This window comes from uncultured Methylovirgula sp. (genome assembly GCF_947646745.1).
In the GTDB taxonomy this organism is placed as follows: Bacteria; Pseudomonadota; Alphaproteobacteria; order Rhizobiales; family Beijerinckiaceae; genus Methylovirgula.
Genome location: NZ_CANSHK010000045.1, coordinates 1 through 26,128, shown reverse-complemented (window position 1 = coordinate 26,128; position 26,128 = coordinate 1). Strand labels below are relative to the sequence as shown.

27 protein-coding genes and 2 pseudogenes are annotated in these 26,128 nt (G+C 62.8%); 23 read left to right on the top strand and 6 right to left on the bottom strand.

The window, feature by feature from the left end:
- Positions 1-391, bottom strand: a 391-nt coding sequence (locus tag Q0025_RS12805; protein ID WP_297299734.1) for an invasion associated locus B family protein, incomplete at its 3' end; no start/stop codon positions are given.
- A 442-nt stretch (positions 392-833) separates the two neighbouring features.
- Between Q0025_RS12805 and coxB the strand changes: the two genes are divergently transcribed.
- From coxB to Q0025_RS12745, 12 genes are all read left to right on the top strand, one after another.
- The gene (gene coxB / locus Q0025_RS12800) at positions 834-1,709 is read left to right on the top strand and encodes a cytochrome c oxidase subunit II (RefSeq protein ID WP_297299732.1); all 876 of its coding nucleotides are present in this window, start codon (positions 834-836) and stop codon (positions 1,707-1,709) included.
- 51 nt (positions 1,710-1,760) lie between these two features.
- Positions 1,761-3,422, top strand: coding sequence for a cytochrome c oxidase subunit I (gene ctaD, locus Q0025_RS12795; RefSeq protein ID WP_297299730.1), 1,662 nt, complete (start codon positions 1,761-1,763; stop codon positions 3,420-3,422).
- Between the two features lie 53 nt (positions 3,423-3,475).
- Positions 3,476-4,417, top strand: a complete 942-nt coding sequence (locus Q0025_RS12790) for a heme o synthase (RefSeq protein WP_297299728.1) — start codon at positions 3,476-3,478, stop codon at positions 4,415-4,417.
- Entirely contained in the window at positions 4,417-4,584 is a 168-nt protein-coding gene (locus tag Q0025_RS12785) for a hypothetical protein (protein ID WP_297299726.1), read from the top strand. Before Q0025_RS12790 ends, Q0025_RS12785 begins: the two co-directional genes overlap by 1 nt.
- Positions 4,585-4,592: 8 nt before the next feature.
- The gene (locus tag Q0025_RS12780; protein ID WP_297299724.1) at positions 4,593-5,201 is read left to right on the top strand and encodes a cytochrome c oxidase assembly protein; all 609 of its coding nucleotides are present in this window, start codon (positions 4,593-4,595) and stop codon (positions 5,199-5,201) included.
- A gap of 79 nt (positions 5,202-5,280) precedes the next feature.
- On the top strand, positions 5,281-6,144 hold the full coding sequence (locus tag Q0025_RS12775) for a cytochrome c oxidase subunit 3 (RefSeq protein ID WP_297299722.1): 864 nt from the start codon (positions 5,281-5,283) through the stop codon (positions 6,142-6,144).
- 49 nt (positions 6,145-6,193) lie between these two features.
- A complete protein-coding gene (locus tag Q0025_RS12770; RefSeq protein ID WP_297299720.1) occupies positions 6,194-6,604 on the top strand; it encodes a DUF983 domain-containing protein in 411 nt (136 codons plus the stop codon).
- Positions 6,597-7,349 (top strand): SURF1 family protein, encoded by a 753-nt coding sequence (locus Q0025_RS12765; protein WP_297299718.1) that lies wholly within the window; start codon positions 6,597-6,599, stop codon positions 7,347-7,349. The genes Q0025_RS12770 and Q0025_RS12765 overlap by 8 nt, the downstream gene beginning before the upstream one ends.
- 98 nt (positions 7,350-7,447) lie before the next feature.
- Positions 7,448-8,875 (top strand): threonine synthase, encoded by a 1,428-nt coding sequence (gene thrC, locus Q0025_RS12760; protein ID WP_297299716.1) that lies wholly within the window; start codon positions 7,448-7,450, stop codon positions 8,873-8,875.
- Positions 8,872-10,134, top strand: coding sequence for a pitrilysin family protein (locus Q0025_RS12755; RefSeq protein WP_297299714.1), 1,263 nt, complete (start codon positions 8,872-8,874; stop codon positions 10,132-10,134). The genes thrC and Q0025_RS12755 overlap by 4 nt, the downstream gene beginning before the upstream one ends.
- Before the next feature lie 10 nt (positions 10,135-10,144).
- Positions 10,145-10,756 carry a GNAT family protein gene (locus tag Q0025_RS12750; protein WP_297299713.1) on the top strand — a complete coding sequence of 204 codons (612 nt, stop codon included), beginning with the start codon at positions 10,145-10,147 and terminating at the stop codon, positions 10,754-10,756.
- Positions 10,757-10,796: 40 nt separating this feature from the next.
- Positions 10,797-13,667, top strand: a complete 2,871-nt coding sequence (locus Q0025_RS12745) for an EAL domain-containing protein (protein ID WP_297299739.1) — start codon at positions 10,797-10,799, stop codon at positions 13,665-13,667.
- A 29-nt stretch (positions 13,668-13,696) separates the two neighbouring features.
- Here the strand turns inward: Q0025_RS12745 and Q0025_RS12740 are convergent, their stop codons facing one another.
- Complete coding sequence (locus Q0025_RS12740; protein ID WP_297299712.1) at positions 13,697-14,305, bottom strand: YqgE/AlgH family protein; 609 nt, start codon at positions 14,303-14,305, stop codon at positions 13,697-13,699.
- Positions 14,306-14,604: 299 nt separating this feature from the next.
- Between Q0025_RS12740 and Q0025_RS12735 the strand changes: the two genes are divergently transcribed.
- Genes Q0025_RS12735 through Q0025_RS12725 form a run of 3 tightly spaced genes read left to right on the top strand, consistent with a single transcriptional unit; the run spans position 14,605 to position 16,887 of the window.
- A complete protein-coding gene (locus Q0025_RS12735; protein WP_297299710.1) occupies positions 14,605-15,336 on the top strand; it encodes a protein-disulfide reductase DsbD domain-containing protein in 732 nt (243 codons plus the stop codon).
- 43 nt (positions 15,337-15,379) lie between these two features.
- Positions 15,380-16,279, top strand: a complete 900-nt coding sequence (locus Q0025_RS12730; RefSeq protein WP_297299708.1) for a DUF72 domain-containing protein — start codon at positions 15,380-15,382, stop codon at positions 16,277-16,279.
- Positions 16,276-16,887, top strand: a complete 612-nt coding sequence (locus Q0025_RS12725) for a UdgX family uracil-DNA binding protein (RefSeq protein WP_297299706.1) — start codon at positions 16,276-16,278, stop codon at positions 16,885-16,887. The genes Q0025_RS12730 and Q0025_RS12725 overlap by 4 nt, the downstream gene beginning before the upstream one ends.
- A gap of 55 nt (positions 16,888-16,942) precedes the next feature.
- Here the strand turns inward: Q0025_RS12725 and Q0025_RS14945 are convergent.
- Positions 16,943-17,026, bottom strand: a pseudogene (locus Q0025_RS14945) (KGG domain-containing protein); the annotation flags it as partial.
- A 9-nt stretch (positions 17,027-17,035) separates the two neighbouring features.
- Positions 17,036-17,323 (bottom strand): annotated as a pseudogene (locus Q0025_RS12715) (general stress protein); the annotation flags it as partial.
- A 218-nt stretch (positions 17,324-17,541) separates the two neighbouring features.
- On the opposite strand from Q0025_RS12715, the gene Q0025_RS12710 reads away from it, so the two are divergent.
- The 4 genes from Q0025_RS12710 to Q0025_RS12695 all read left to right on the top strand — a co-directional run bounded on the left by Q0025_RS12710 (position 17,542) and on the right by Q0025_RS12695 (position 20,556).
- Positions 17,542-18,030 (top strand): peroxiredoxin, encoded by a 489-nt coding sequence (locus Q0025_RS12710; protein ID WP_297299704.1) that lies wholly within the window; start codon positions 17,542-17,544, stop codon positions 18,028-18,030.
- Between the two features lie 40 nt (positions 18,031-18,070).
- Positions 18,071-18,889: an extensin family protein gene (locus Q0025_RS12705; RefSeq protein WP_297299701.1), complete on the top strand. Its 819-nt coding sequence runs from the start codon at positions 18,071-18,073 to the stop codon at positions 18,887-18,889.
- 156 nt (positions 18,890-19,045) lie between these two features.
- The gene (locus Q0025_RS12700; protein WP_297299699.1) at positions 19,046-19,999 is read left to right on the top strand and encodes a D-2-hydroxyacid dehydrogenase; all 954 of its coding nucleotides are present in this window, start codon (positions 19,046-19,048) and stop codon (positions 19,997-19,999) included.
- A gap of 179 nt (positions 20,000-20,178) precedes the next feature.
- Entirely contained in the window at positions 20,179-20,556 is a 378-nt protein-coding gene (locus Q0025_RS12695; protein WP_297299698.1) for a hypothetical protein, read from the top strand.
- A 54-nt stretch (positions 20,557-20,610) separates the two neighbouring features.
- Here Q0025_RS12695 and Q0025_RS12690 read toward each other — a convergent pair whose 3' ends face one another.
- Complete coding sequence (locus Q0025_RS12690; protein WP_297299695.1) at positions 20,611-21,228, bottom strand: response regulator transcription factor; 618 nt, start codon at positions 21,226-21,228, stop codon at positions 20,611-20,613.
- A 229-nt stretch (positions 21,229-21,457) separates the two neighbouring features.
- Between Q0025_RS12690 and Q0025_RS12685 the strand changes: the two genes are divergently transcribed.
- Positions 21,458-22,834, top strand: coding sequence for a histidine kinase (locus Q0025_RS12685; RefSeq protein ID WP_297299693.1), 1,377 nt, complete (start codon positions 21,458-21,460; stop codon positions 22,832-22,834).
- Here the strand turns inward: Q0025_RS12685 and ruvX are convergent.
- Positions 22,831-23,301 (bottom strand): Holliday junction resolvase RuvX, encoded by a 471-nt coding sequence (gene ruvX / locus Q0025_RS12680; protein ID WP_297299691.1) that lies wholly within the window; start codon positions 23,299-23,301, stop codon positions 22,831-22,833. The two genes, Q0025_RS12685 and ruvX, sit on opposite strands and share 4 nt — an antisense overlap.
- A gap of 102 nt (positions 23,302-23,403) precedes the next feature.
- On the opposite strand from ruvX, the gene Q0025_RS12675 reads away from it, so the two are divergent.
- The 3 genes from Q0025_RS12675 to gatA all read left to right on the top strand — a co-directional run bounded on the left by Q0025_RS12675 (position 23,404) and on the right by gatA (position 25,984).
- Complete coding sequence (locus tag Q0025_RS12675) at positions 23,404-24,099, top strand: metal-dependent hydrolase (RefSeq protein WP_297299688.1); 696 nt, start codon at positions 23,404-23,406, stop codon at positions 24,097-24,099.
- A gap of 75 nt (positions 24,100-24,174) precedes the next feature.
- Positions 24,175-24,462, top strand: coding sequence for an Asp-tRNA(Asn)/Glu-tRNA(Gln) amidotransferase subunit GatC (gene gatC, locus Q0025_RS12670; protein WP_297299686.1), 288 nt, complete (start codon positions 24,175-24,177; stop codon positions 24,460-24,462).
- Between the two features lie 40 nt (positions 24,463-24,502).
- Entirely contained in the window at positions 24,503-25,984 is a 1,482-nt protein-coding gene (gene gatA, locus Q0025_RS12665; RefSeq protein WP_297299684.1) for an Asp-tRNA(Asn)/Glu-tRNA(Gln) amidotransferase subunit GatA, read from the top strand.
- Positions 25,985-26,128 lie beyond the last annotated feature (144 nt).

The following is a 26,128-nucleotide window of genomic DNA, read 5'->3' as shown; positions in this document are numbered from 1 at the left end:
CCTCGGCGACGCAGCCGGTCGGCAGGCAGCGCACGAAGCCGGCGCGGCCGACGTCCGTATTGTCGATCTTGAGCCCGAGGCCGGAGGGCAAGAGCACGCCGAGCGGGGCGATGACGCGCAGCAGCTTGCTCTTGCCGTCCGCCGTCTTGAGCACGATGACGACGAGATTGATGTTCGGCCGATCCTCGGCGGCGACGCTCTGCAATAAAGCGCATTGCTCATGCGCGGCGCCGGGCGGCGTTTCGCAGCGGATTTCCCAGTCGCCGTGCTTCGATTTGACGACGCCCTGGGCGCGCGCCGCATGCGGCACGGCAATTCCCAACAGAAGCGCGAGAAGACAGAGAAGCGGCCGTCCGGCGGCGAAGCGGCGTAGTCCGGTCAAATCGGTCATGCTCTGTTCTCGTGCGGTTCGCAAATCCCCCGCCGCGCGCAGGGTCCACTAACGAGCCGACGCGCCGCCTGCGCCGCAATCGAATCGGGGCCGCGGCGCAAACCGGAGCGTTTTCATAACGGATCATCTGGGGGATGCAAATCTGGCGGGGCTAAGGCCGCGGTCGCGAAAAACCGCCGAACGCACAAATCCGTCTCGCAATTTCTGCGCCATATCTGGTGGCGCAGCGCGGTGAAGATCGCGGTTTTGCTGCGACATCTCGACATCCCGCCGCCTCCGCACGTCTTCGCGACATTCTGCGGGGAAATTGCGTTATGGCTTGCGAAAAGTCGAGTTGCGCGAAATAAATCTTTGTGGTTTGGAACATTTTCAACCACGGCTCGCGTCACGGCGGCGGCTGCGAGACTTGCCAAAAGTGGTGTTAGGGGAGCGACGAAAATTCATGAGATTTCCGCAGAATTCTGGCCATTGGCTGAAGCATCGCGGCGTACTTGCGCTTCTGGGTGCGCTTTTACTTTCGGTCACTTTGGCCGGGCCGGTCTTCGCCCAATTGGGCCATGCGGTTCCGGGGCAGATTGGCCTGCAGGACTCCGCGACGCCGATCGATACTGAAATCCGCACCTTTTATAATGGTATTCTGACGCCGATCATCTTCGCAGTCAGCATTTTTGTCGGTGCGCTGCTGCTGATCGTCATCTTCCGCTTCAACGAGAAGGTCAATCCGACGCCCTCGATGCTGACCCACAACACCACGCTCGAGGTCGCCTGGACGATCGTGCCGGTGCTGATTCTGGTCTTCATCGCCATCCCGTCCTTTCGCCTGCTCGACCATGAATTGGTGATCCCGAAGACCGATCTGACGGTGAAGGTCACCGGCCATCAATGGTACTGGACCTATGCCTATCCGTCGGATGGGTTTGACTTCGATTCCTACATCAAAGCGGACAAGGACCTGAAGCCCGGCGACTTGCGCCAGCTCGCCGTCGACAACGAGGCGGTGGTGCCGGTCAACAAGACCGTGCTCGTGCAAGTGACGGCAACCGACGTCATCCATTCCTTCACCGTGCCGTCCTTCGGCGTGCGTATCGACGCCGTGCCCGGCCGGCTGAACCAGACCTGGTTCCGCGCCACGAAGGAAGGCATCTACTATGGCCAGTGCTCGAAGCTCTGCGGCGAAAACCACGCCTATATGCCGATCGCATTCCGTGTGGTGAGCGATGCCGACTATGCCGCCTGGCTCGCCGACGCCAAGAAGAAATTCTCGGCCAATGCGCTACCGCATTATGCCGATGCGGCGCCTGCCGTGGCGAGGAACTAGGCCCTTGCGCCGAATGAGCCGATAATATCGAGGATTCCTGAGGAAAAAACGATGAGCACGACCGCGACCGCCCATGATGCGCATGGTCATCCCACTGGATGGCGGCGCTTCCTCTATTCGACCAACCACAAAGACATCGGCACGCTTTACATTATCTTCGCGATCGTCGCCGGCGTCTTCGGCGCGGCGCTCTCGATCGCCATGCGCGCCGAACTGCAGGAGCCGGGACTTCAAGTTTTCCCGTTCCTGGCCCGCCTTTTCGACGGTGCGCCGCCCGACATGGCGACCGACTATGCCAAGAACCTCTATAACGTGGTCATCACCGCGCATGGTCTGACGATGATCTTCTTCGTCGTCATGCCGGCGCTGATCGGCGGTTTCGGCAATTGGTTCGTGCCGCTGATGATCGGCGCGCCGGATATGGCCTTCCCGCGCATGAACAATATTTCGTTCTGGCTGCTGCCGGCCTCCTTCTCGCTCTTTTTCATCTCGTTCTTCATGGAAGGCGCCCCGGGTATGAAGGGATTTGGCGGCGGCTGGGTGCTTTACCCGCCGCTGTCGGAGCAGGGCCATCCAGGGCCGGCGATGGATTTCGTCATTCTGTCGATCCATCTTGCCGGCGCTTCCTCGATCCTTGGTGCAATCAATTTCATCACCACGATCTTCAACATGCGGGCACCGGGCATGACCCTGCATCGCATGCCGCTGTTCGCCTGGTCCGTCCTGGTCACGGCGTTCCTGCTCGTGCTGTCGCTGCCGGTGCTCGCCGGCGCCATCACCATGCTGCTGACCGACCGTAATTTCGGCACGACCTTCTTCAAGCCCGAAGGCGGCGGCGATCCGCTGTTGTTCCAGCATCTGTTCTGGTTTTTCGGCCATCCCGAAGTCTACATTCTGATCCTGCCGGGCTTCGGCATCGTCAGCCATGTGATCTCGACCTTCTCGAAAAAGCCGATCTTCGGCTATCTCGGCATGGCTTATGCCATGGTCGCGATCGGCGTGGTCGGCTTCGTCGTCTGGGCGCATCACATGTACACAGTCGGCCTGTCGCTCGACACGCAGCGCTATTTCGTCTTCGCGACGATGGTGATTGCGGTGCCGACCGGCATCAAGGTCTTCTCGTGGATCGCGACGATGTGGGGCGGCTCGATCTCGTTCCGCGTGCCCATGCTGTGGGCGACGGGCTTCATCTTCCTGTTCACCGTCGGCGGCGTGACCGGCGTGGTGCTGGCCAATGCCGGCATCGATCGCGAGCTGCACGAGACCTATTATGTGGTGGCGCACTTCCACTACGTGCTGTCGCTCGGCGCAGTCTTCGCCATCTTCGCGGGCTTCTATTACTGGTTCCCGAAGATGAGCGGCTATATGTACAACGAGACGCTCGGAAAGATTCATTTCTGGATGATGTTCGTCGGGGTGAACGTCACCTTCTTCCCGCAGCATTTCCTCGGTCTTGCAGGCATGCCGCGCCGCTACATCGACTATCCCGATGCGTACCGTCTGTGGAACGAGGTGTCGTCCTACGGCGCCTATCTCTCTGGTCTCAGTGTCATCCTGTTCCTCTACATCCTCTTCGATGCCTTCGCGAAGAAGCGCATCGCTGGCAACAATCCGTGGGGTGTGGGCGCGACGACGCTCGAATGGACCGTTTCGTCGCCGCCGCCGTTCCATTCCTACGAGGTTCTGCCGCGGATTGTCGGCACGGATCATTGATGCGAGGCGGCGCGCGAGCGCCGCTTCCATTCCCTTGGGTGACATCGACAAGAATGAGCATTATCGACGATAGGAGTGCCGGAGCATCCGGGTTCGCGGCGATTTCGACCGCCGAACCGCGGGATTATCTGGCTCTCGTCAAGCCGCGGGTGATGCAGCTTGTCGTCGTCACGGCGCTTGCGGGCATTCTGCTTGCGCCGCATCCGGTGAATTTCGTCATCGGGCTTTCGTCGCTCATTTGCATCGCGGTCGGCGCCGGTGCGTCGGGCGCGCTCAACATGTGGTACGACGCCGATATCGACGCGCTGATGCGACGCACCAGCAAAAGGCCGATCCCGACAGGCCGTGTCTCGCGCCCGGAGACGTTGGCGTTCGGCCTGGTGCTTTCGGCCTTCGCGGTGGTGACGCTCTATCTCGTCGCCAATGCTTTGGCCGCCGGACTGCTCGCCTTCACGATCTTCTTCTATGTCGTCATCTACACGATGTGGCTGAAGCGCTCGACACCGCAGAACATCGTCATCGGGGGCGCCGCCGGCGCGCTGCCTCCGATCGTCGGCTATGCCGCGGCGACCGGCCATATCGATATTGCGCCGCTCGTCTTGTTCGGGCTGATTTTCGCTTGGACGCCGCCGCATTTCTGGGCCTTGGCCTTGGCGCGCACGAGCGATTACGGCAATGCCGGCGTGCCGATGATGCCGAATGTCAAGGGCGCCGACCATACGCGGCTGGAAATTCTCGTCTATAGCGTGATCCTCGCCGGCATCGGTTTCTTGCCGTATGCCTTCGGCTTCGCCTCGATCGTCTATGGCGTGATCAGCCTGGCGCTGGGCGTCGAATTCGTCCGCCGCGCCGTTCTCGTCTTCCGCGTGCGGGCCGGCGACGCAGCCAACAAGACCGCCATGCGGCTCTTTTGGTTTTCGATCCTCTATCTCTACGTGCTCTTCGCCGAATTGCTGGTCGAGCGGGTGCTCTTCGTGATCGGATTTATGCGGTGATGTCCTACGAGATCGATCCGAAAGGCGTGACGCTGACGCCGGAACAGATCCGCAGCCGCCGCTTGCGCAATATCGCGATCGGGCTGGTCATCGGCGCGCTTGTGGTGCTGTTCTATGCCGTGACCATCGTCAAGTTCGGTCCTGGCGTGACCAAGCCGCCAATATAGGATCGAGAATGTCGGTAACGCCTCAGAATCCCATGCCACGCCGTCCGAAAAGCCCGCGCCAGGGCCTCGTCGCCTTTGCGGTTGCGGCTGTCGTCATCGGCATGCTGGGCATGTCCTTCGCGGCTGTCCCGCTCTATCGCGCCTTCTGCGCCGCGACCGGCTTCGCCGGCACGACGCAAGTGCGCCGCGTCGCGCCGAAAGAAGAGGGCAAGCGCATCGCCACGGTGCATCTCGACGCCAATGTCACGCCGGGGCTTGCGCTTGATTTTGCCCCTGAAATCCCGGGGGTCACGGTGCGCACCGGCCAGACTGCGACCGTCTTCTTCAAGGTTACGAACCGCAGCGACCGCACGATTGCAGCGCGCGCCGTCTATAATGTCACGCCCGGTCAGATGGGCGCCTATTTCGACAAGATCGCTTGCTTCTGCTTCAGCGAGCAGCATTTTGGGCCGCATCAAACGGTCGAAATGCCCGTCGTCTTCTTCCTCGACCCGGCCTTGGAAAAGGACGAGACGATGAATGACATCAACGAGGTTTCATTGTCGTACACTTTTTATGGAGCGCGCGATCCGCAAGTCACCGCGGCCCAGGCGGCCAGCCCGTCGCCGCGGCTCTAACGAATTGGGATGAGGAAACGCGGCACGGACAAGGGGGCCGCGGGGGTGTCAAAGCCCTGCAGAGACGAGAGGGAACGAAATGTCTGACGTGCATGCCAAGCCACCCCATCCATATCATCTCGTCGATCCGAGCCCCTGGCCGATTGTCGGCGCCATCGGCGCATTCGTGATGGCGCTCGGCGCCATTATGTGGATGAAGTCGATCCCGGTCGGCTCGGTCACGCCGGGCAGTTACGTTTTCGGCGCCGGCACCATCTGCGTGCTTTTCGTGATGGCGAACTGGTGGCTCGACGTCATCAAGGAAGCGCAGACCCCCGGCGTCCATACGCCGGTCGTCGCGCTCGGCCTGCGCTATGGCATGATCCTCTTCATCGCCTCCGAGGTCATGTTCTTCGTCGCTTGGTTCTGGGCCTTCTTCGATGCGGCTCTGTTCCCCAATGCGGCAATCGAATATGCGCGCACGACCTTCACCGGCGGCCACTGGCCGCCGAAGGGCATCGAATCGATCGATCCCTGGCACTTCCCGCTGCTTAATACGCTCATCTTGTTGACCTCGGGCACGACGGTCACCTGGGCGCATCACGCGCTGCTCAACAATGATCGCAAGGGCCTCGTCAACGGCCTCATTCTGACGATCTTGCTCGGCCTCTCGTTCACCTGCGTCCAGGCCTACGAATATGCCCATGCGCCGTTTGCCTTTAAGGGCTCGATCTATGGCGCGACCTTCTTCATGGCGACGGGCTTCCACGGCTTCCATGTCATCATCGGCACGATCTTCCTGATCGTCTGCCTGCTGCGGGCGCTGGCCGGTCAATTCACGCCGCAGCGTCATCTCGGCTTCGAATTCGCCGCCTGGTACTGGCATTTCGTCGACGTGGTCTGGCTGTTCCTGTTCTCCTGCATTTACGTCTGGGGATCGTGGGGCGGCCCGTTCGAACATTGAACCGCGCTTAAGGCTTGCGCCCGGCGTGCGCCGGGCGCAATAAGCCGCTATGAGCAGTCTCGACTCCAGCGGCACCGATCATCCTCAATCACTTGCTTCGGCGATTTGGCGCGGCATCGCCGGCCGCTGCCCCCGCTGCGGGCAGGGGAAGATGTTCTCCAAATTGCTGACGGTTGCGCCGGGCTGCGATGCCTGCGGGCTCGGCTATGGGTTCGCTGATGCCGGCGACGGGCCGGCCGTTTTCGTCATGCTGTTTGCGGGCTTTCTCATCGTCGGCCTCGCGCTTTTCCTGGAAGTCGTCTACGAGCCGCCCTATTGGGTCTATTTTGCCGTCTTTCCGCCGTTGACGATTCTTATCTGCCTCGGCCTTCTGCGCCCATTGAAGGGCATTCTGCTGTCGCTGCAGTACCGCAACAAGGCCGGGCAGGGGCGCTTGGAGAGTCAGAAGCGCGATGGCTGAGACGTCCGCCCGCAAGGGTCTCATCGCGCCCTTACTCTTTGCTTTTGCCGCGACCGGCCTGCTCGTTTCGCTCGGCGTCTGGCAATTGCACCGCCTTGCCTGGAAAGAGGCGCTAATTGCCCGGATCGCCGCGCGCAGCACGGCGACGCCGCAGCCGATGCCGGCGGCGGCAGATTGGCCACGCCTGAAATCCGACGATTACGATTATCGCCGCATCGTCCTCCGCGGCCGTTTCGACAATGCCCACGAAGTGCTGATCTTTCGGACGGACGGCCCGCGCGATCTCGGGCCGGGTTATCTGGTGCTGACGCCTTTGGTCCTCGCCTCGGGCGATCAGGTCATCGTCAACCGCGGCTACGTCCCCTCGGCGCTGGCGGCGAAATCGACGCGCCCAAACAGCGAAGTCGAAGGCGAGGTGACGGTGACCGGATTGATGCGGCCGCCGCAGCCGCGCAATCTCTTCACGCCCGCCGATGATCCGTCGCATGGGCTTTATTTCAGTCGCGACCCGGCGCCGATCGTGGCCCATTTCGGCCTTACCCGTGTCGCCCCCTTCATCGTCGACGCCGACAAAACCGCGATTGCCGGCGGCTGGCCGGAGGGCGGGCTGACGAACATCAATATTCCCAATAATCATATGGAATATGCTTTGACGTGGTTCGGCCTGGCCGGCGGGCTGTGGATCGTCGTCGGCTCCTATATTTTAAGGACGTGGCAGGAAACGCGAGCCAAGGCAAAGGCTTAAGCGTTATCTCGGCATCGCGGGCCGGGGCAGCAAAAATCCCCGCTGCTCGGATTTTGTGCTAGATGATCTCCGGAATCGCAGAAAGTTCGGGCCCGAACGTGACCTATATCTCAACGCGGGGCGCCGCGCCCTCATTGTCCTTTACCGACGCGCTGATCGCCGGCCTCGCCGAGGATGGGGGGCTTTATCTGCCGCAATCCTATCCGCAGTTCACGCCAGCCGATATCGCGGGCTTCGCGGGAAAGCCTTATGCCACGGTCGCGGATGCGGTGATCTGGCCTTTCGTCGCCGGAACGCTCGACCGCGCGGCCTTGCGTGCCATGATCGCCGATGCCTATGCCGGCTTCGATCACGTCGCGGTCGCGCCGTTGTCGCAGCTTGGCGATAATCTGTTCCTGCTCGAATTGTTTCACGGCCCGACCTTGGCCTTCAAGGATTTGGCCATGCAATTGCTCGCCCGGCTGATGCAGCATGTGCTGAAGGCGCGGGGTCAGCGGGCGACCATCGTCGGCGCCACCTCGGGCGATACGGGTGCGGCCGCCATCGCCGCCTTTCGCGATCTCCCCGAGGTCGACGTTTTCATCCTTTATCCCAACGGCCGCGTCTCCGACGTGCAGCGCCGGCAGATGACCACCATTGCGGCAAACAATATCCATACGATCGCGCTCGAAGGCACGTTCGACGATGCTCAAAACATGGTGAAAGGGCTTTTCGCCAACAAACGCTTCCGTCAGGATTATTCGCTCGCCGGCGTCAATTCGATCAATTGGGCGCGCGTCATGGCGCAGGTCGTTTATTATTTCTCAAGCGCGGTGGCGCTCGGCGCCCCCCATAGGGCGCTCTCCTTCGCCGTGCCCACGGGCAATTTCGGCGATATTCTCGCCGGCTGGGTGGCGAAGAAGATGGGCCTGCCGATCGAGCGGCTCGTCATTGCCACCAATGCAAACGACATTCTCGTCAGGACATTGGCGAGCGGCCGTTACGAGATCGGCCGCGTCGAGGCCACACAATCGCCCTCAATGGACATTCAGGTGTCCTCGAATTTCGAGCGGCTTTTGTTCGAGGCCTGCGGGCGCGACGCCGCGACGGTGAGCAGGCTGATGAATTCCCTGCAGCAATCCGGCGGTTTCTCGCTCGAGGCTGCGCCGCTCGCGACAATCCGGGCGGAGTTCGATGCGCAGCGGATCGGCGAGACTGAGACAAGTGAGGAGATCGCGCGTGTGTGGCGCGAGACAGAGAGATTGATCGATCCGCATACCGCCGTCGGCGTCGGCGCCGGGCGCGCCGCGCTCGCACAGCGCCCGAACATTCCGATGATCGTGCTTGGCACCGCGCATCCGGCGAAATTCCCCGCCGCGATCGCCCGCGCAACCGGCCAGCATCCGCATCTGCCGCCGCATCTTGCCGATCTCGAATCGCGGCCGGAACATTTCGACGTGCTGCCGAACGATCAGAATGCGGTCGAAGGTTTCATCCGCGCGCGTCTGCACGGCGAAAGGGGCGGGTCGCGGAGGGCGGCGTCATGAGCGTCGAAGTCACGATTCTCCCGTCCGGCTTGCGGATCGTCACCGATAAAATGCCGCATCTCGAAACCGTCTCGCTCGGCGTTTGGGTGGCAGCGGGCTCGCGGCACGAACGTCCGCGCGAGCGCGGGCTTTCGCATCTTCTCGAACATATGGCCTTCAAGGGCACGCGGCGGCGCTCGGCGCGCGACATTGCCGAAGAGATCGAAAGCGCCGGCGGCGATCTCAATGCCGCAACGAGCGTCGAGCAGACCGCCTATTACGCCCATGTACTCGCCGGCGATGCCGGGCTCGCGCTCGACATTCTTTCGGACATTCTGACCGAGAGCGTCTTCGACAAAGAGGAACTCGAGCGCGAGAAAGAAGTCATCATCCAGGAGATCGGAGCGGTCGAGGATACGCCTGACGATCTCGTCTTCGATCTTTTCAATGCGGCGGCATTTCCCGAACAGCCGATTGGCTGGCCGATTCTCGGCACGCCGGAGCATGTCAGGGCCTTCGACCGTTCGATGATCGCCAATTACCTCGCCAAGCATTATCGCAGCGGCGTGACAGCGATCGGCGCCGCCGGCGCCCTCGACCATGCCGAGATCGTCGAGGCGGCGGCGGCGCGGTTTGCGGCGATGCCGGCGCAGCCGGGCGAGGATGTGACGCCGGCGCGTTATGTCGGCGGCGACATGCGCGCGAGTCGGCGCCTCGAACAGGCGCATCTCGTGATCGGCTTCGAGGGCCTGTCTTATGCCGCGCCGGATTATTACGCGCTGAGCGTCTTCGCCAATGCGGTCGGCGGCGGCATGTCCTCGCGGCTGTTCCAGGAAGTACGCGAGAAGCGCGGCCTTGCTTACGCGGTCAATTCCTTCCACTGGGGTTACGCCGACACCGGCCTCTTTGGTTTTTATGCGGCGACGAGCAAGCAGCAGGTGCGCGAACTCGTCCCCGTAGCGCTCGAATGCATCGCCGCGGCGTCGGCGGATTTGACCGAGGCCGAGATCGATCGCGCGAAAGCGCAGATGAAAGTTTCGCAGCTGACGGCGCTCGAATCGCCGACCGCGCGGTCGGAGCAGATCGCCCGCCAAATGCTCGCCTTCGGCCGTGTCCTGACGCGTCAGGAAATTCTCGCAAAGATCGATGCTTTGACGGTCGCCGAAATTCGCGCCGCCGGCGCGGCGGCTTTGCGTTCCGCGCCGACGGTCGCGGCCGTCGGGCCGATTACGAAAGTCCACACGCCGGATCGCGTTCGCGAACTCGTCGGCGGGACTTGAGGAGGAGCGGGTGGCTCTGTTCCGGCTCGGCGGTCCGAGCGAGATCAGCAATTTTGTTCGCGGCGAGGGCGTTCACCTTCGCCCGGCGGAGCCGTACGATTATGAAGCCTGGGCTGATCTGCGCGAAAAGAGTCGTTCGTTCCTTACGCCATGGGAGCCGACTTGGCCGGGCGATGACTTGACCCGCACGGCTTTCCGCCGCAGGCTGCGGCGTAATCTGCAGGAAATAACGAATGACGAGGCTTATCCATTCCTCATCTTTCGCGATGATGACACGCTTGTCGGCGGCTTGACGCTGGGCCAGGTGAAGCGCGGCGTCGCACAATCGGCGACGCTCGGCTATTGGATGGGCGTGCCTTACGCGGGCAAAGGATTCATGTCGCGGGCGGTGAGGGCGATGACCGGCTATGCCTTCACCTCGCTGCACCTGCATCGGATCGAGGCGGCGTGCCTGCCGCATAACGAAGCCTCGATCCGGCTTCTTGAACGTGTCGGCTTCAAGCGGGAGGGGTTCGCCCGGGCTTATTTGCGCATCAACGGCCTCTGGCAGGATCATCTTCTTTATGCGCTTCTCGAAACCGATCCGCCGCCCTTGCGGGTCGCGCGTCGCGATCGCGGTTGAGTGGAGAACAATGTCGGCGGCCTCACGCGTGCGGATTTTGATGCGTCAATGCCCGGCATGGCTCGTCTTCGCGCTTTTGCTTTTGGGCATGACACCGGCTCGCGCCATCGAATCGGTGCGCATCCCGCTTGATGCCACGGCCATCGATCTCACCAAGGCCGTCGAGAATTACGGCGCGCAAGGCGACCGGCTGTTGGTCTCGACGGCGCCCGGCTCGGACGGCATCGTTCGGCGCATCGAAGTGCGCGCGCTGGAACCCGGTTCGCATCCAAATTGGATCGTTTTCGCGCTGACCAATGACACCGACGAACAGCTCGAACGGCTCGTCGTCGCGCCGCATTTCCGGCTCGTCGGTTCGGGCGTCATCTGGCCGGATCTCGGCTCCTCGCGCATTTCGGCGATCACCGCGAGCCAGAGCTTCCCGCCGGAGCGCATCGAAAGCGCCGATGCCGATGTCTTCCGGCTGACGATCGATCCGGGCACGACCGTGACCTATGTTGCGGAATTGCGCACGGCCGGCCTGCCGCAGCTCTATCTCTGGCAGCCCGACGCCTATAAGGACAAGCTCACCAGCCTGTCGCTCTACAAGGGCATCGTCATCGGCGTCGCCGGCCTGCTGGCGCTCTTTCTGACCATCGTCTTCGTCGTCAAGGGCGCGGTGATCTTTCCGGCAGCGGCGGCGCTCGCCTGGGCGGTGCTCGCCTATGTGTGCATCGACTTCGGATTCTGGGACAAGATTTTCGATACGTCGGAGCAGGCCGACCGCATCTGGCGCGCCGGCGCCGAGACCTCCCTCGCCGCGACGCTGCTCGTCTTTCTCTTCGCCTATCTCAATCTCAATCGCTGGCATGTGCGCGCCTCGCATGTGGCGATCGGCTGGCTCGCCTTCCTTCTCGCCTTGATCGGGCTTGCGGTCTTCGATGCACCGATCGCCGCCGGCGTCGCCCGCATTTCGCTTGCGACCATCGCGGCGGTCGGCTTCATCCTCGTCCTTTATCTTTCGACGCATGGCTATGACCGCGCGGTCATGCTGATTCCGACTTGGTTTCTGCTGCTTGTCTGGGTCATCGCTGCCGGTTTCACGGTGACCGGCACGCTGACCAACGATCTCGTTTCGCCGGCGCTCATCGGCGGCCTGGTGCTCATCGTCATGCTGATCGGTTTCACCGTTATGCAGAACGCCTTTGCCAGCGGCGGCTTGGGCTATGGCGCGATCAACGATTCCGAGCGCAAGGCCCTGGCGCTGACGGGCTGCGGCGATACGATCTTCGATTGGGACGTGGCCTCGGATCGCGTCTATGTCAGCCCCGAAGTCGAGACGCAGCTCGGGCTTTATCGCGGCGAGCTCGAGGGGCCGGCGTCGAAATGGCTCGAAATTCTGCATCCGTTCGAGCGCGACCGCTACCGCGCCAGCCTTGACACGATGCTCGAACAAAGACGCGGCCGCATCAATCAGGAATTCCGCCTGCGCGCCGCCGATGGGCATTATTTCTGGTATCTGCTGAAGGCCCGGCCGGTCATCGGGCCGGAAGGCGAAGTGATCCGCGTCATCGGCACGCTCTCGGACGTAACCGAGCAGAAGACCGCGCAGACGCGGCTTCTGCATGACGCCGTCCACGACAATCTCACCGGCCTGCCGAACCGCGAATTGTTTTTCGACCGGCTCGATGCGGCACTCAAGCTCTCGCAGACCGACGCGCAAATTCGTCCGACGGTCATCTGCATCGACATCGACCGCTTCAAGCAAATCAACGAGACGATCGGCTTTTCGGCCGGCGATTCGATCCTGCTGACCGTCGCGCGCCGGCTCGGCCGCATTTTGAAGCCGCAGGACACGCTGGCGCGGCTGAGCAGCGACCAGTTCGCCGCCGTCGTCATTTCGGAGAACGAGACGGACCAGATCATCGCCATTGCCAATGTGGTGCGCCGGGCGGTTTCGACGCCGGTCGCCTTCGGCGAGACCGAAGTGCCGCTGACGGCCTCGATCGGCTTGGCGCTCTTCGATCCGCAATTGCACGCCGATCGCGAGGATATGCTGAACGATGCCGAGATCGCCGTGCGTCATGGCAAGCGCATCGGCGGCAACCGCATCGAAGTCTTCCGCCCCTCCATGCGGACGGTGCGCTCCGACCGGCTGACGCTTGAGTCCGATCTGCGCCGTGCGCTCGACCGCGGTGAAATGCAGATTCTGTTTCAGCCGATCATCCGGCTCGAGGATCGCACGGTCGCCGGCTTCGAGGCCCTGTTGCGCTGGGACCATCCGAAGCTCGGCCGGCTGAGCCCGGCAGAATTCATTCCCGTTGCCGAGGAGACGGGCAGTATCGTCGATCTCGGCATTTTCGCGATGGAGCGCACGGCGCGCGAGCTTTCCGCCTGGCAGGGGGCGCTCGATCTCGATCCGCCGCTCTTTGCCAGCGTGAATATCTCGTCGCGGCAATTGCTGCGTCACGATCTCTTGCAGGATGTGCGCGCCGTGCTTTCGCGCTGGAAGGTCGCCCGCGGCACCTTGAAGCTCGAACTGACCGAAAGCCTGGTGATGGAGAACCCGGAATATGCGGCGCAGATTTTAAGCCGCATCCACGAATTCGGCGCCGGCCTGTCGCTCGATGATTTCGGCACCGGCTATTCCTCGCTCGCCTATTTGCAGCGTTTCCCCTTCGATACAATCAAGATCGACCGGTCTTTCGTGCATCACAACCGCAAGGGCGCGCGGCCGGTCATCCTGCGCTCCATCGTGACGCTCGCGCATGATCTCGGCATGGATATCGTCGCGGAAGGCGCCGAGACCGAATCCGATGCGATCGAGCTTTATCAACTCGGTTGCGAATTTGCGCAGGGCTATATTTTCGGCCATCCGATGAGCGCCAGCGAAGCGCGTAAGCTCGTCGGCGCGGCCCAGGCCGCGGCCTAGTCGGTTCCGCTTCACCCGAAACGTATCGCTTAGGCGCGGCCGGCCTGGACTGAGAGAAAGGCCGGATCGATGCCGATCTTGCGCATGGCCGCGTCATAGCGCGACTCGAGCGGCGTATCAAAGATGAGCGCGGCGTCGGCCGGGCAGGTGAGCCAGCCGTTGTTCTGCATCTCGTCTTCCAACTGCCCCGGCGACCAGCCGGCATAGCCGAGCGCGAGGATCGCCCGATCCGGGCCGGAGCCCTTGGCGATCGCCCGCAATATGTCGACCGTCGCGGTCAGTGACACGCCGCCGTCGATGGGCAGCGTCGAATTGTCGATGTAAAAATCGTTCGAATGCAAGACAAAGCCGCGCCCGGCCTCGACCGGGCCGCCGCGCAAGACTGGGACAGCGCCCGCCTGTGCCGGCAGGCGGATCGCCTCGTCCGGCTTGATGACGTCAAGTTGGATGAGAAGCTCGGAGAAATTCAGGCTCGGCGCGCGGCGATTGATGACGATTCCCATCGCGCCTTCGTCGGAATGCGCGCATAAATAGACGACGCTGCGAGCGAAGCGGTCGTCGCTCATGCCAGGCATGGCGAGCAGGAATTGCCCGTCAAGATATTCGCTGACTTTGCCCGTCGGTTTCGCCGTTGCCATCCTGAGACCTTTGCTGGATAGGGAACAAATGGGTTCCGTAGGCCACAATTTCATCTCTCGCCGGTGCGAAAAAGGATGAAAAGGAAGACGCACAGGTGGTCATCACAATCTTACGCAATCTCCGTTCCTTGCTCCGTTCCTTGGGTTCCGGCCTCATGTTGACGCAGGCGCGGAACTTTGGCCATCCTCTTTTTTGGTGCCGGCTGTGCCTGGGGATAGGCATCAGCCTCGCACCCCTCGCGGCGAAGTCCGATCCTTTTGCGACTCTTTGGACAGGGTCGGGCAGTGATAAGGCACAAATGCGGCTGATCGCCGGCGCGCCGCGCGGCAAGGGCCTTTATGCCGCCGCGGCAGAGATAAAGCTTGCCGGAGCGGCGATCACCTATTGGCGCACACCGGGCGAAGCCGGGGTGCCGCCGACCTTCTCCTTCCAAGGCTCGGAAAATCTTGGCTCCGCCACCGTCGCCTATCCGGCGCCGCAGCGGATTAACGAGCAGGGCCTCGAAGCGTTCGGCTATCGCGGCGGCGTCACTTTCCCCATTACGGTGGTCGCGCGGGATCCGGCAAAGCCGGTGCGTCTGCGGCTCATGCTCGATTACGCGGTCTGCGACAACATTTGTCTGCCGGCGAAAAGCGTCGCCGAGCTCCAACTGCCGCAGAACGGCACGAGCGCGGAAGAAAAATTGATCGCGCAGGCGGCCGCGCGCGTGCCGATTCCGCTCACGAACGGCGCCGTGCAGAAAGAAATTGTGATCACCGCAGACCAAGCCGCGCCGCAGCCGCGCTGGATTTTGACCTGGAACGGCGCGGCGACCCCCATCGATCTTTTCGCCGAGGCGCCGGATGGCTGGGACATCGAAACCAAAAAGCTCGCCGACCGGAAGTTTTCGCTTGTTGCCATACAGCAGCCGTTGAAGGGGTTGCCGCAACGCGTCTCCGCGCAATTGACGCTGACCACGGCGCAGCAATCTTATGTCTTCACCGTGGCGCTCGATCTGCCTGCGCAGGCTTCCTCCGCGGGAACCAAATAGCAGCCGCGCGTTTTCTCAACGCGGTCAAGCCGCGGGTCGGAGCATGGCGGAACACGGCGATATCAGGATCGGCATATCCGGCTGGACCTATGCGCCCTGGCGCGGACATTTCTTTCCGAAGGGTTTGCCGCAGAAGCAGGAACTCGCCTACGCCAGCACCTTCTTCCGCTCGCTCGAGATCAATGGCACGTTCTATAGCTTGCAGACGCCGGCGACCTTCCGCTTCTGGGCATCGCAAGTGCCGGAGGAATTCGTTTTTGCGGTGAAGGCGCCGCGTTTCATCACCCATATCAAGCGCGGCCGTGACGCGCTCGTCCCGCTTGCGAATTTCTTCGCCTCCGGCATGCTCGCGCTCGGGCCGAAACTCGGCCCGATTCTCTGGCAATTTCCGCCGAACTTTCGTTTCGACCGTGACCGCGCGGAAGCGTTTCTTGCGCTTCTGCCGCACGACACGGAAACGGCCTCGCGCTTGGCGCGCCGGCACGACCATCGTCTCAAGGCGCGTGCCTGGCTGAAGGCGGATAGCGCACGACCGATCCGGCATGCGATCGAAATCCGCCATGCGAGCTTCATCGATCCGGCGTTCATCGATCTGTTGCGCGCCCAAAACGTCGCGCTCGTCTGCGCCGATACGGTCGAATGGCCGCTCTTGATGGATTTGACGTCCGACTTCGTCTATTGCCGCCTGCACGGCTCGACCGAACTTTATCGTAGCGGCTATGACGATAGTGCGCTTTCGCGATGGGCGGCCCGAATCCGCGCCTGGTCGCGGGGAAAGCCGATGCACGATGGCGAATTCGCATCGCCCGAGGCGGCGCCGGCAAAATGCCGCGACGTCTTCATCTATTTCGATAATACCGACAAATTGCGGGCGCCGCGGGACGCGCAAGCGCTGATGGAAAAGCTTCAGATTTCGCCGCGACAGCGGGATCGTGCCGCATGAATTCCGACCTTGCCACGCGTCGTCTCCACGCGGCGGCGGCCGAAGCCGCACAATGTACGCGGTGTCCGCTCTATCGCGACGCGACCCAGGTCGTTTTCGGCGAGGGACCAGTCGGCGCGCCGCTGATGTTTGTCGGCGAGCAGCCCGGCGATAAAGAGGATCGCGACGGGCGCCCCTTCGTTGGGCCGGCGGGCCGCATCCTCGACGCGGCGCTGGCGGAAATCGGTCTCGATCGTGGCGCGGCCTATGTGACGAACGCAGTCAAGCATTTCAAATATGAGCCGCGCGGCAAGCTGCGCCTGCACAAACAGCCCAATCGCGGCGAAGTGCAGGCGTGCCGCTGGTGGCTCGACCGCGAGCTGGCGCTGGTGCAGCCGAAGCTGGTCGTCGCGCTCGGCGTCACGGCCGCGCGGGCCCTGCTTGATCGAGCGGTCGTGCTCTCGAGGCTGCGCGGTCAGAGTCTGGAATTGACCGGCGGCCAGCACCTCATCGTCACGGTTCACCCCTCGGCGATCCTGCGGATGCGTGATGAAGACGAACGCCACGACGCTTTCCGCGGCTTTGTCGACGATATCCGTTTTGCGGCAAAGCTCGCGAAAGCGGCCTGATAGGCGGAGCAGCCGAGACTTTTCGGTCCCGGCTGCCGCTTAGAAACATGATCACTCACGATGAGTGGCGGCCGCCCCCATGGGAAGCGTGGCCGCCTTGCCGACCCGCTTCAGAGGCGCGTTCGCGATCGTTCGCGAAATTGCCGCCGGACGCCTGGCCGCCTTTACGGCCGGCCTCGGACGCACGCTCCGGATCGTTGGCAAAGTTGCCGCCGGACACGTGGCCACCCTTGCGCCCCGCTTCGGCAGCGAGCTCATGATCTTGTGAGAAACTCCGCTTCTCGTCCGGGACGCTGGCACCGCCTTTGCGGCCGGCCTCGGAGGCGAGCTCGTGGTCGCGCGAAAAACTGCGCTCGTCCGCGGGGACGCTTGCGCCGCCCTTGCGCGCGATCTCGCGTTGCTTCTCTTCGTCCATAGAAGCGAAGCCTCGGTTCGAGGTCGAGTTAGCCATGGTTTTCTCCTATTGTATCAATGGACTGCTTCTATTGCCGGTTTGGCCGGCTGCGTCTGGAATGCGTGTCGGCGGCGGTTGTTCCGACCTAAATGAAGCTTAATCTTTGTGCCGCGCGGGTTGCGCTTGTCGGCTTGCGGCGCAGACGGGCAGACGTTAGTTAGCTGCGACAACGTTCGCTGCGACCAAGACGAGGGTTCGATATGGCAATTCAAATCGGCGAAGCGCTGCCGCAAGTCGCCTTCACGGTAATGACGGCGGACGGCCCGCAGCCGCGCACGACGGACGAGATTTTCAAGGGTCGCAAAGCCGTGCTCGTCGGCGTCCCCGGCGCGTTCACGCCGACCTGCACGCTCAATCACGTGCCGGGCTTTATCGAGAAGGCCGAAGAACTTCGCGCCAAGGGCGTCACCTTGATTGCGATCACGGCCGTCAATGATGTCTTCGTGATGAATGCCTGGGCCAAATCGCTCGGCGCCGTCAGCGATGACTTCGTCTTTCTTGCCGACGGGAGCGCCAGCTTTGCCAAGGCGATCGGGCTGACGCTCGATTTGACGGACCGCGGGCTTGGTCTGCGGTCGCAGCGCTATGCCATGCTCGTCGATGACGATGTCGTGACGAAGCTCAATATCGAACCCGCATCCGGCAAAGCCGAAGTGTCGAGCGCCGACGCGCTGCTGCAACAAATTTAAATGTGACGCAGCCTTCCGGGTTTTGTCGCGTTCAAGCTGGATGCAATGGCGTCCAGCCTATGTTTTCATTTTCTTCTGCTTCGCTCTGCAAAACGGCGCGGCGTTAGCGCGGCGAACCATTCCGCTGCCGCCGCGGCGCCCCGTCGACCTCGCCACGCCCCGGCCGGAGCGCGTTGAACCTTCGACGCCACTGCCGCCGCCGCGGCCTGCCGATCTTGCCGTGTCGAAGCCGTTGGTCGAGCCGCCGGTCACGCCGCCACCCGTCAAACCGCTGGTGCCGATCAGCACGCCGATGCCGCCGACGCCGGATCCTGCGTGTCCACGTGTGTTGGTGAGCAAAACGCTCGTCGTCGCGGCCGCGGCGCCGGTCAGGGATGCGAACGGCTGCGGCATCGCGGCGCCCGTCACCTTGTCGGCCGTCTTGCTCGCCGACGGCACGAAAGTGCCCTTCGAACCGCCGCCGCTCATCCGCTGCGATCTCGCGGACGCGCTTGGCGCCTGGTTCCGCGAGGATGTCGCGCCTGCGGTGCAAGCGGCCGGCGGTCTCGTCAAAATTCTCGGCTCGATCGGCTATGAATGCCGCACCCGTAATCGCGTCCCTGGCGCCAAGCTGAGCGAACATGCAAAGGGGAATGCCTTCGATTTGCGCGGCATTGTTCTACGCAACGGGCAGACGATCCTGATCAGCAAGGGCGCGCCGCAAAAGCCGGCTTTTCTGGCGCCGATGAAGGCCGCTGCCTGCGCGCGCTTCACCACCGTGCTTGGGCCGGGCGCCGACGCGGCGCATGAGGCGCATCTCCACCTCGATCTCGAGCAGCGCCACAATGGCTTTCGCATCTGCGAATGGGACGCAAACTGACGGCAAGCGGGCCGCAGGCAGCCGGCAATTGGCCCGCAAGTCGCTGGCAAGTGGGCTGGCAAGTGGGCTGGTAAGTGGGCTGGCAAGTGACCGGCAGGTCGGCGGGTTGACGTTCTCAGGCCGCACCCATAAGGAAGGGCAAAAAGGAGAGGCGCCTTGGCCGAGACACCGCATTACAACATTGTTTTCCTGGACCGTGCGACCCTTGGCGTGCCGGTGCGAAAGCCGAATTTTCCGCATAGCTATAAGGAATACGAGGAGACGGTCGCCGATCAAGTCGTCGAGCGTCTGGCCGACGCCGACATCGCCATCATCAATAAGGTGCCATTGCGTGCCGCGAGCCTTGAGAAGCTGCCGAAGCTGAAATTGATCGCCGTTGCGGCAACCGGCACCGATGTCGTGGACAAGGCCTATTGCAAGGCGCACAACATCCCGGTCTCAAACATTCGCAACTACGCCGACAATACCGTACCGGAACATACGCTGGCGCTGATCTTCGCCTTGCGCCGCAACCTTGTCCCCTACGTGCTCGACGTGCGCCGCGGCAAATGGCAGACGATCAACCAGTTCTGCTATTTTGACCACCCGATCCACGACATCTCCGGCTCGACGCTCGGCCTTATCGGTTATGGCGCGCTCGGCAAGTCGGTCGGCGCGCGCGCCGAAGCATTGGGCATGAAGGTGATCGCCACCGATGTCTATGATTTTCCCGGCAAGGTCGATCTCGACACCGTCTTGCGGGAAAGCGACGTCATCTCGTTGCATTGCCCGCTGACCGAGCAGACGCGCAATATCATCGGCGCTCCCGAGCTGAAAAAGATGAAGAAGGACGCGATCCTCATCAATACGGCGCGCGGCGGCCTCGTCGAGGAGAAGGCCCTGGTCGAGGCGTTGAAATCGGGCGAGATCGGCGGCGCCGGTTTCGACGTGCTCACCGTCGAGCCGCCGAAGAACGGCAACGTCCTGCTGGATGCCGACCTGCCGAACCTGCTGATCACGCCGCATGTCGCCTGGGCCAGCGTCGAGGCGATGACGGGACTGTCGAACCAGCTTGTCGACAATATCGAGGCTTGGGTTGCGGGCAAGCCGCGCAACCTCGTGCTCGAATAGGGCCTTGAGACGCCTCCGTTGAAGCGCGGCGGCGCCGCTGCCGCGCGCTCCTTTTCACGCTGCTGCTTGCGCCAGGATCGGGAACGATTTCTGGCGTTTTGCGTAAGTGATGGAGCCGATTGGCGCGCTCGCGGCAAAGCCGCAGGCGCGTTAATCGCCTGCAGGGAAAGGAGGATCGAATGTTGCGAGGTAGAAGCAAATTGGCAAGCCTGGCGCTTGCCGGCGCGCTGACGACGGCCTTTGGCAGTGCGGCTTTGGCGCAGGATTGGTCAAATTCCCCCGAGACCGATATCAGCTATCGCATCCATCATCGTTATTACGGGCCGCATGCCTATGGTTACGGCTACGCGCCCTATGGCTACTATGACGGCTATTACCGCGATGGCTATTACGACGCCGGCCCGCTGGGTCTTGGCGGTGCGATCGTCGGCTCAGCGCTGGGCATCGCGGACACAGCCGCGACGGTCGCGACCGGCTATCCCTATGGCTATTACCACGCCTACGGTTATGGCCCGTATGGGAGCTGGGGCCCTTATGGCGGGTATGGCTATTGGTAAGCCCAAGGCCTAAGCCCGATGGCGCGGTCGCTTCCCGGCGGCCGCGTCCTTTTCTTAAGCCAGCTTGTTTTCGACAGCGATGCGCACGAGATCGAGCGGCGTGCGAGCGCCAAGCTTGCGTTTCAGCACGGCGCAGCAATTGGCGACCGTCTTGTACGAAACGTTGATGATGCCGGCGATCTCGGCCATGCTTTTGCCACTGCGCAGCAACCGCAAAATTTCCAATTCGCGCGCATTGAGCCCAGTCAGAAAATCGCGCCGGCCGGGGTCGAGGAAGGCGAGTTTCTGCGCCATTTCCGGCAACAGGAAAGTCTGGCCCGTGGCGACCGCACGGATCGCGGCGACGAAGCGGGCCGGATCCTCGCATTTGCCGATATAGCCTTTAGCGCCGTTTTCGATCGCCCTTGCCGCGAAGATCGGGTCGTCGTTCATCGTGAAGATGATGATCCGGGCTTGCGGATCGAAGTCGAGAATCCGGCGGGTCAAGGCAAAGCCGGACATGCCGGGCAGGTTGACGTCGATGACCGCCACATCCGGCCGCATCTCAACATATGTGTCGAAGGCCTGGGTCGAATCCAGCGCATCGATTACGTCGATGTCTGAATGAGGCGAGAGCATCGCCCGGCACCCGGAAAGAATGACCGGGTGATCGTCGACGATTAAAATCCGCATTTTTCTAACCCGGCAGCAATGAGACAGCCATCTTTCAATCCGAGTTTCCCCGCTGTCAATGATTTTACCTGATATCATAGACAGTTACTGCCGTCGTGCGGGCATAATGCGTGATGCTGTAGAAAATTTCACCGCCATGATGGATAACATCCCGATTTGCCGGTGAACTTTTGAACTTGCCGGCGCCGGGTGCGCTCGCAAGCTCGCGGCGTGTCACAAGGAACGCGTGATGATGCGAAGGCTTTCTTTGCGCTGGCGTTTGAATCTGCTGCTCGGCGCGCTGCTTTTTCTCTCGTTGCTCGTCAATTTCGCCTTGATCAGCTGGAACGCCGGGCCTCGCGTCGCGGCCGAAAGCGAAAGCGACGAGACGCTTGCGCGCGAGCTCGTCGAGACGGCGCTCGCGAGCCTGCAGGAGACGCCGGATCCCGAACCGCCGCTGCGGCGGCTCCTGGCGCAATTGCAGAATTTGCGGCACGTGCGCATCATGGTCGCGGCCGATGCCGCTCAGGCTCAGACGCTGCCCTTCGCCTCTTATGCAAGCCAGGTCGGCGGCGCGCCCGGCTGGTTCGTGCGGCTCTTCGAGCCGCGTCCGAGTGTCACGATCGTCCCGGCCACGATCCACGGGCGCAATTACGGTGACATTGTCATCGCCGCCAATCCGACCGGGGAGGTGGCCGAAATCTGGACCGAAGTCTGTTCGATCGCCGCAACGACGCTCGCCTTCGGTATCTGTCTTTTCGTGCTCATTCTCATTCTGGTCGGCCGGGCGATCGCTCCCATCGCCGACGTCGGTCGCGCTATTACGCGGCTTGCGCGCGGCGACACCGACGTCAAGATCGTACCGCGCGGGCCGCCCGAATTCGTCGATATCGGTGCCAAGATCAACGGGCTGGCCGTCGATCTCGCCAAGGTCAGCGCCGAGAACCACCGGCTCATGCATCAGATGATGCGGCTGCAGGACGAGGAACGCGGCCAGATCGCGCGTGATCTCCACGATGAGATGGGCCCGCCCTTGTTCTGTATCCGCGCCAATGTCAGCGCCCTGAGCGAAGGCGCGCCGGGACCTGCCGTCGTCCGCCAGAACGTCGCGGCGATCGGTGAACAGGCCGAGGCGATCCAGACCCTGCTGCGCCGTTTGTTGCAACGGCTGCGGCCGCCCGGCCTCGACGAATTGGGACTCGCCGAGGCCTTGCGCACGCTGGTCGGATCCTGGCGCGCGGCGCATCCAGAGCTTGAGATTTCGCTCGCCGTCACCGACGATTTGGGCCTGGTCGGCGAGACGGTCGAACTTGCTGCCTACCGCGTGGTGCAGGAGAGCCTCACCAATATTTTCCGCCATGCCCGCGCGCGCAAGGCCCGCGTCAGCGTCGATTACCTGCCGCTCGCGGGTCAAAGCGCGACCGAAGCCCTGCGGGTCATCGTCGAGGACGACGGCATCGGCATTGGCACGACGGCGATACGAGGCCTCGGCCTCACCGGCATGAACGAGCGCGTCCAAAGCTGTGGCGGAAAGTTGAACGTGGCGGCGCTGGCCGGGCGTGGCACGCGTGTCGAAGCGGTCTTTCCTTTGACGCCGGCGAGTGATCTCGTACTTGGCGTGGCCTAGCGTCGGTTGAGCCGGTCGAGTGCGCCTTGCAGGATATAGGCTGCCGCCATCCGGTCGACGACTTCGGCGCGTTTTGCCCGCGAAGCGTCTTGCTCGATCAGCGCACGGGTGACGGCGGCAGTCGAAAGCCGCTCGTCCCAGAAGACAAACGGAATTTGGGTCAGCCGGCCGAGATTGCGGACGAAGGCGCGCGTTGCCTGGGCGCGCGGGCCTTCGCTGCCGTCCATATTGAGCGGCAGCCCGATGACAAAGCCGGCGACATCGAATTTTTCGGCGCGCTGAAGCAGGGTCGCGGCATCGGCGGAAAATTTGCCGCGCTTCAACGTTTCGAGAGGTGTCGCGAGGCGGCGTTCGACGTCGGAAAGGGCGATGCCGATCGTCTTGGTGCCGAGATCGAAGCCCATCAATCTCTGGCCGCGGCCGAGCTGCGCGCCTAAATCCTCGATCATCAGTTCGGCGCCGCTCATGCGCGGGACGCAGTTTCGGCCGGTGGCCGCGCGGCCCGGATTGGGTTATGTCCCCGCTGGCGCGCGCCGCCACGCCACGTGCATCTCGTTCCGGAGTAACCCATGAAAATCACCTGGCTCGGACATTCGGCTTTTCGGATCGAAACCCGATCCTCGGTCATCCTCGTCGATCCTTTTTTGCGCGGCAATCCGAAATTCGATCTCGACTTCGCTGCCGTCACCGCCGGTGCGACCCACATCCTTCTGACGCACGGGCATGATGACCATGTCGGCGACACGGTCGAGATCGCCAAGGCAACGGGCGCGCAGCTTCTTTCGAGCTTCGAGGTCTGCGTTTATCTCGCCGGGCAGGGCGCTTCCAATATCAATCCCGGCAATACCGGCGGCACGATCGCGCTCGACGACTTCACGGTCAGCTTCACCCCGGCGTTTCATTCCTCCAGCACCATCATCGACGGCAAACCCATCTATCTCGGCAATCCGATGGGGATCGTCATCGCCCCGGCGGCGGGACCGACCGTCTATCACATGGGCGATACGGCCATTTTCTCCGATATGGCTTTGATTAACGCGCTCTATCGGCCGAAGATCGGCATCGTCCCCGTGGGCGACCGTTTCACCATGGGCGGCAAGCTGGCCGCCGAGGCGGTGCATCGCTTTTTCGACTTCGAGACTGTCATTCCCTGCCATTACGGCACATTCGACGCCTTGGCGCAGGATCCGGGCGCCTTCGTCGCCGCGCTCGGCGGCAAGCCGCGGGCTTTCGTGCCGGCGATCGGTGAGGCACTCGAGGTTTGAGCGCCTTCGTTGCCCGGAGCGGCGCCCGGGTGCTATAGGCTCGGCCTTGCTTGCAAGCGAAGCTGAGGAGACATTATGGCTGTCGATCAGGCGACCGTCCGCCGCATTGCGCATCTGGCCCGGATCAAGCTCGCCGAGGCGGAGGTGCCGCATCTGGCGGACGAGCTAAATGCGATCCTCGCCTTCGTCGAGGAATTGAGCGCGGTCGATGTGAGCGGCGTCGAGCCGATGACTTCGGTGATGCCGATGCAGCTTTACGAGCGACCGGATGTCGTTGATGACGGCAACATCGCCGATAAGATCGTTGCCAACGCGCCGGCGAGCGAGGACCATTTCTTCGTTGTGCCCAAGGTCGTTGAATAAGCGCCGGTCCCCAGGCCCAACAGAAATTTAGAGAGCCGATTTGACCGATTTGACCGAATTCACCCTCGCCGCAGCGCGCGATGCACTGGCGAGGAAAGAGATTTCCGCCGTCGAGCTGGCGAAGGCCCAGATCGCGGCGGTCGAGCAGGGCCGGGCGCTCAATTGCTTCATCGTCGAGACGCCGGATTTGGCGCTGACAATGGCGGCGGCAGCCGATAAGCGGCTCGCTGCCGGTGAAGCGCGGCCGCTCGAAGGCATTCCGCTCGGCATCAAAGATCTTTACTGCACCGATGGCGTGCAGACGACGGCGGCAAGCCACATTCTCGAAGGCTTCGTGCCGACCTATGAATCGACCGTCTCAGCCAATCTCTGGCGCGACGGCGCCGTGATGCTCGGCAAACTCAATCTCGATGAATTCGCCATGGGTTCGTCGAACGAGACCTCCTATTACGGCCCCGTCGTTTCGCCTTGGCGGCGGCCGGGCTCGAATGTGAAGATCGTGCCGGGCGGCTCGTCGGGCGGCTCGGCTGCGGCGGTTGCGGCGCGGCTCTGTTACGGCGCGACGGCGACCGATACCGGCGGCTCGATCCGCCAGCCCGCGGCGTTCACCGGCACGGTCGGCATCAAGCCGACCTACGGCCGCTGCTCGCGCTGGGGCATCGTCGCCTTTGCCTCGTCGCTCGATCAGGCGGGACCGATTGCGCGCGATGTCCGCGATACGGCCATCCTGCTGCGGTCGATGGCGGGCTACGATCCGAAGGATTCGACATCGGTCAACCGGCCGGTGCCGGATTACGAGGCGGCGGTCGGCACGTCGATCAAGGGCAAGACGATCGGCATTCCGAAGGAATATCGTCTCGACGGCATGCCGTCCGAGATCGCCAAGCTCTGGGACGACGGCGTCGCCTGGCTGAAGGCTGCGGGCGCCAAAATCGTCGAGATCTCGCTGCCGCACACGCGCTATGCGCTGCCGGCCTATTATATCGTCGCGCCGGCCGAAGCCTCGTCCAATCTCGCCCGTTACGACGGGGTGCGCTACGGGCTGCGGGTGCCGGGCAAGGACATCATCGAGCTTTACGAAAACACCCGCGCCGCGGGTTTCGGCAAGGAAGTGCGCCGGCGCATCATGATCGGCACTTACGTGCTCTCGGCCGGCTATTATGATGCCTATTATGTGCGGGCGCAAAAGATCCGCACGCTCATCAAACGCGATTTCGAAACGGCCTTTGCCGGGGGCGTCGATGCGATCCTGACGCCGGCGACGCCGTCGGCGGCTTTTGGTCAGGGCGAGAAGGGCGGCGGCGATCCGGTCGAAATGTATCTCAATGACGTCTTCACCGTGACGGTCAACATGGCCGGCTTGCCGGGGATTTCCGTGCCGGCGGGGCTTTCGTCGGAAGGCTTGCCGCTCGCGCTGCAATTGATCGGCCGCGCCTTCGACGAAGAGACACTGTTCTCGCTCGCGTCGGCTATCGAACAGGCCGCGCCGAAGATCGCGCTGCCGCCGAAATGGTGGGTCTGACGATGCGCCCGGCTCTTGGCGTCGCCCTTTGCATGATCCTCGCTTGCAGCCGTGCCGGCATTGCCGACGCGCAGCCGTCGGTCAATGACGATCGCGCGGCGCTCGCCCAATGCCTGAGCAATGCCAAAAAAACCAAGGCTGGGG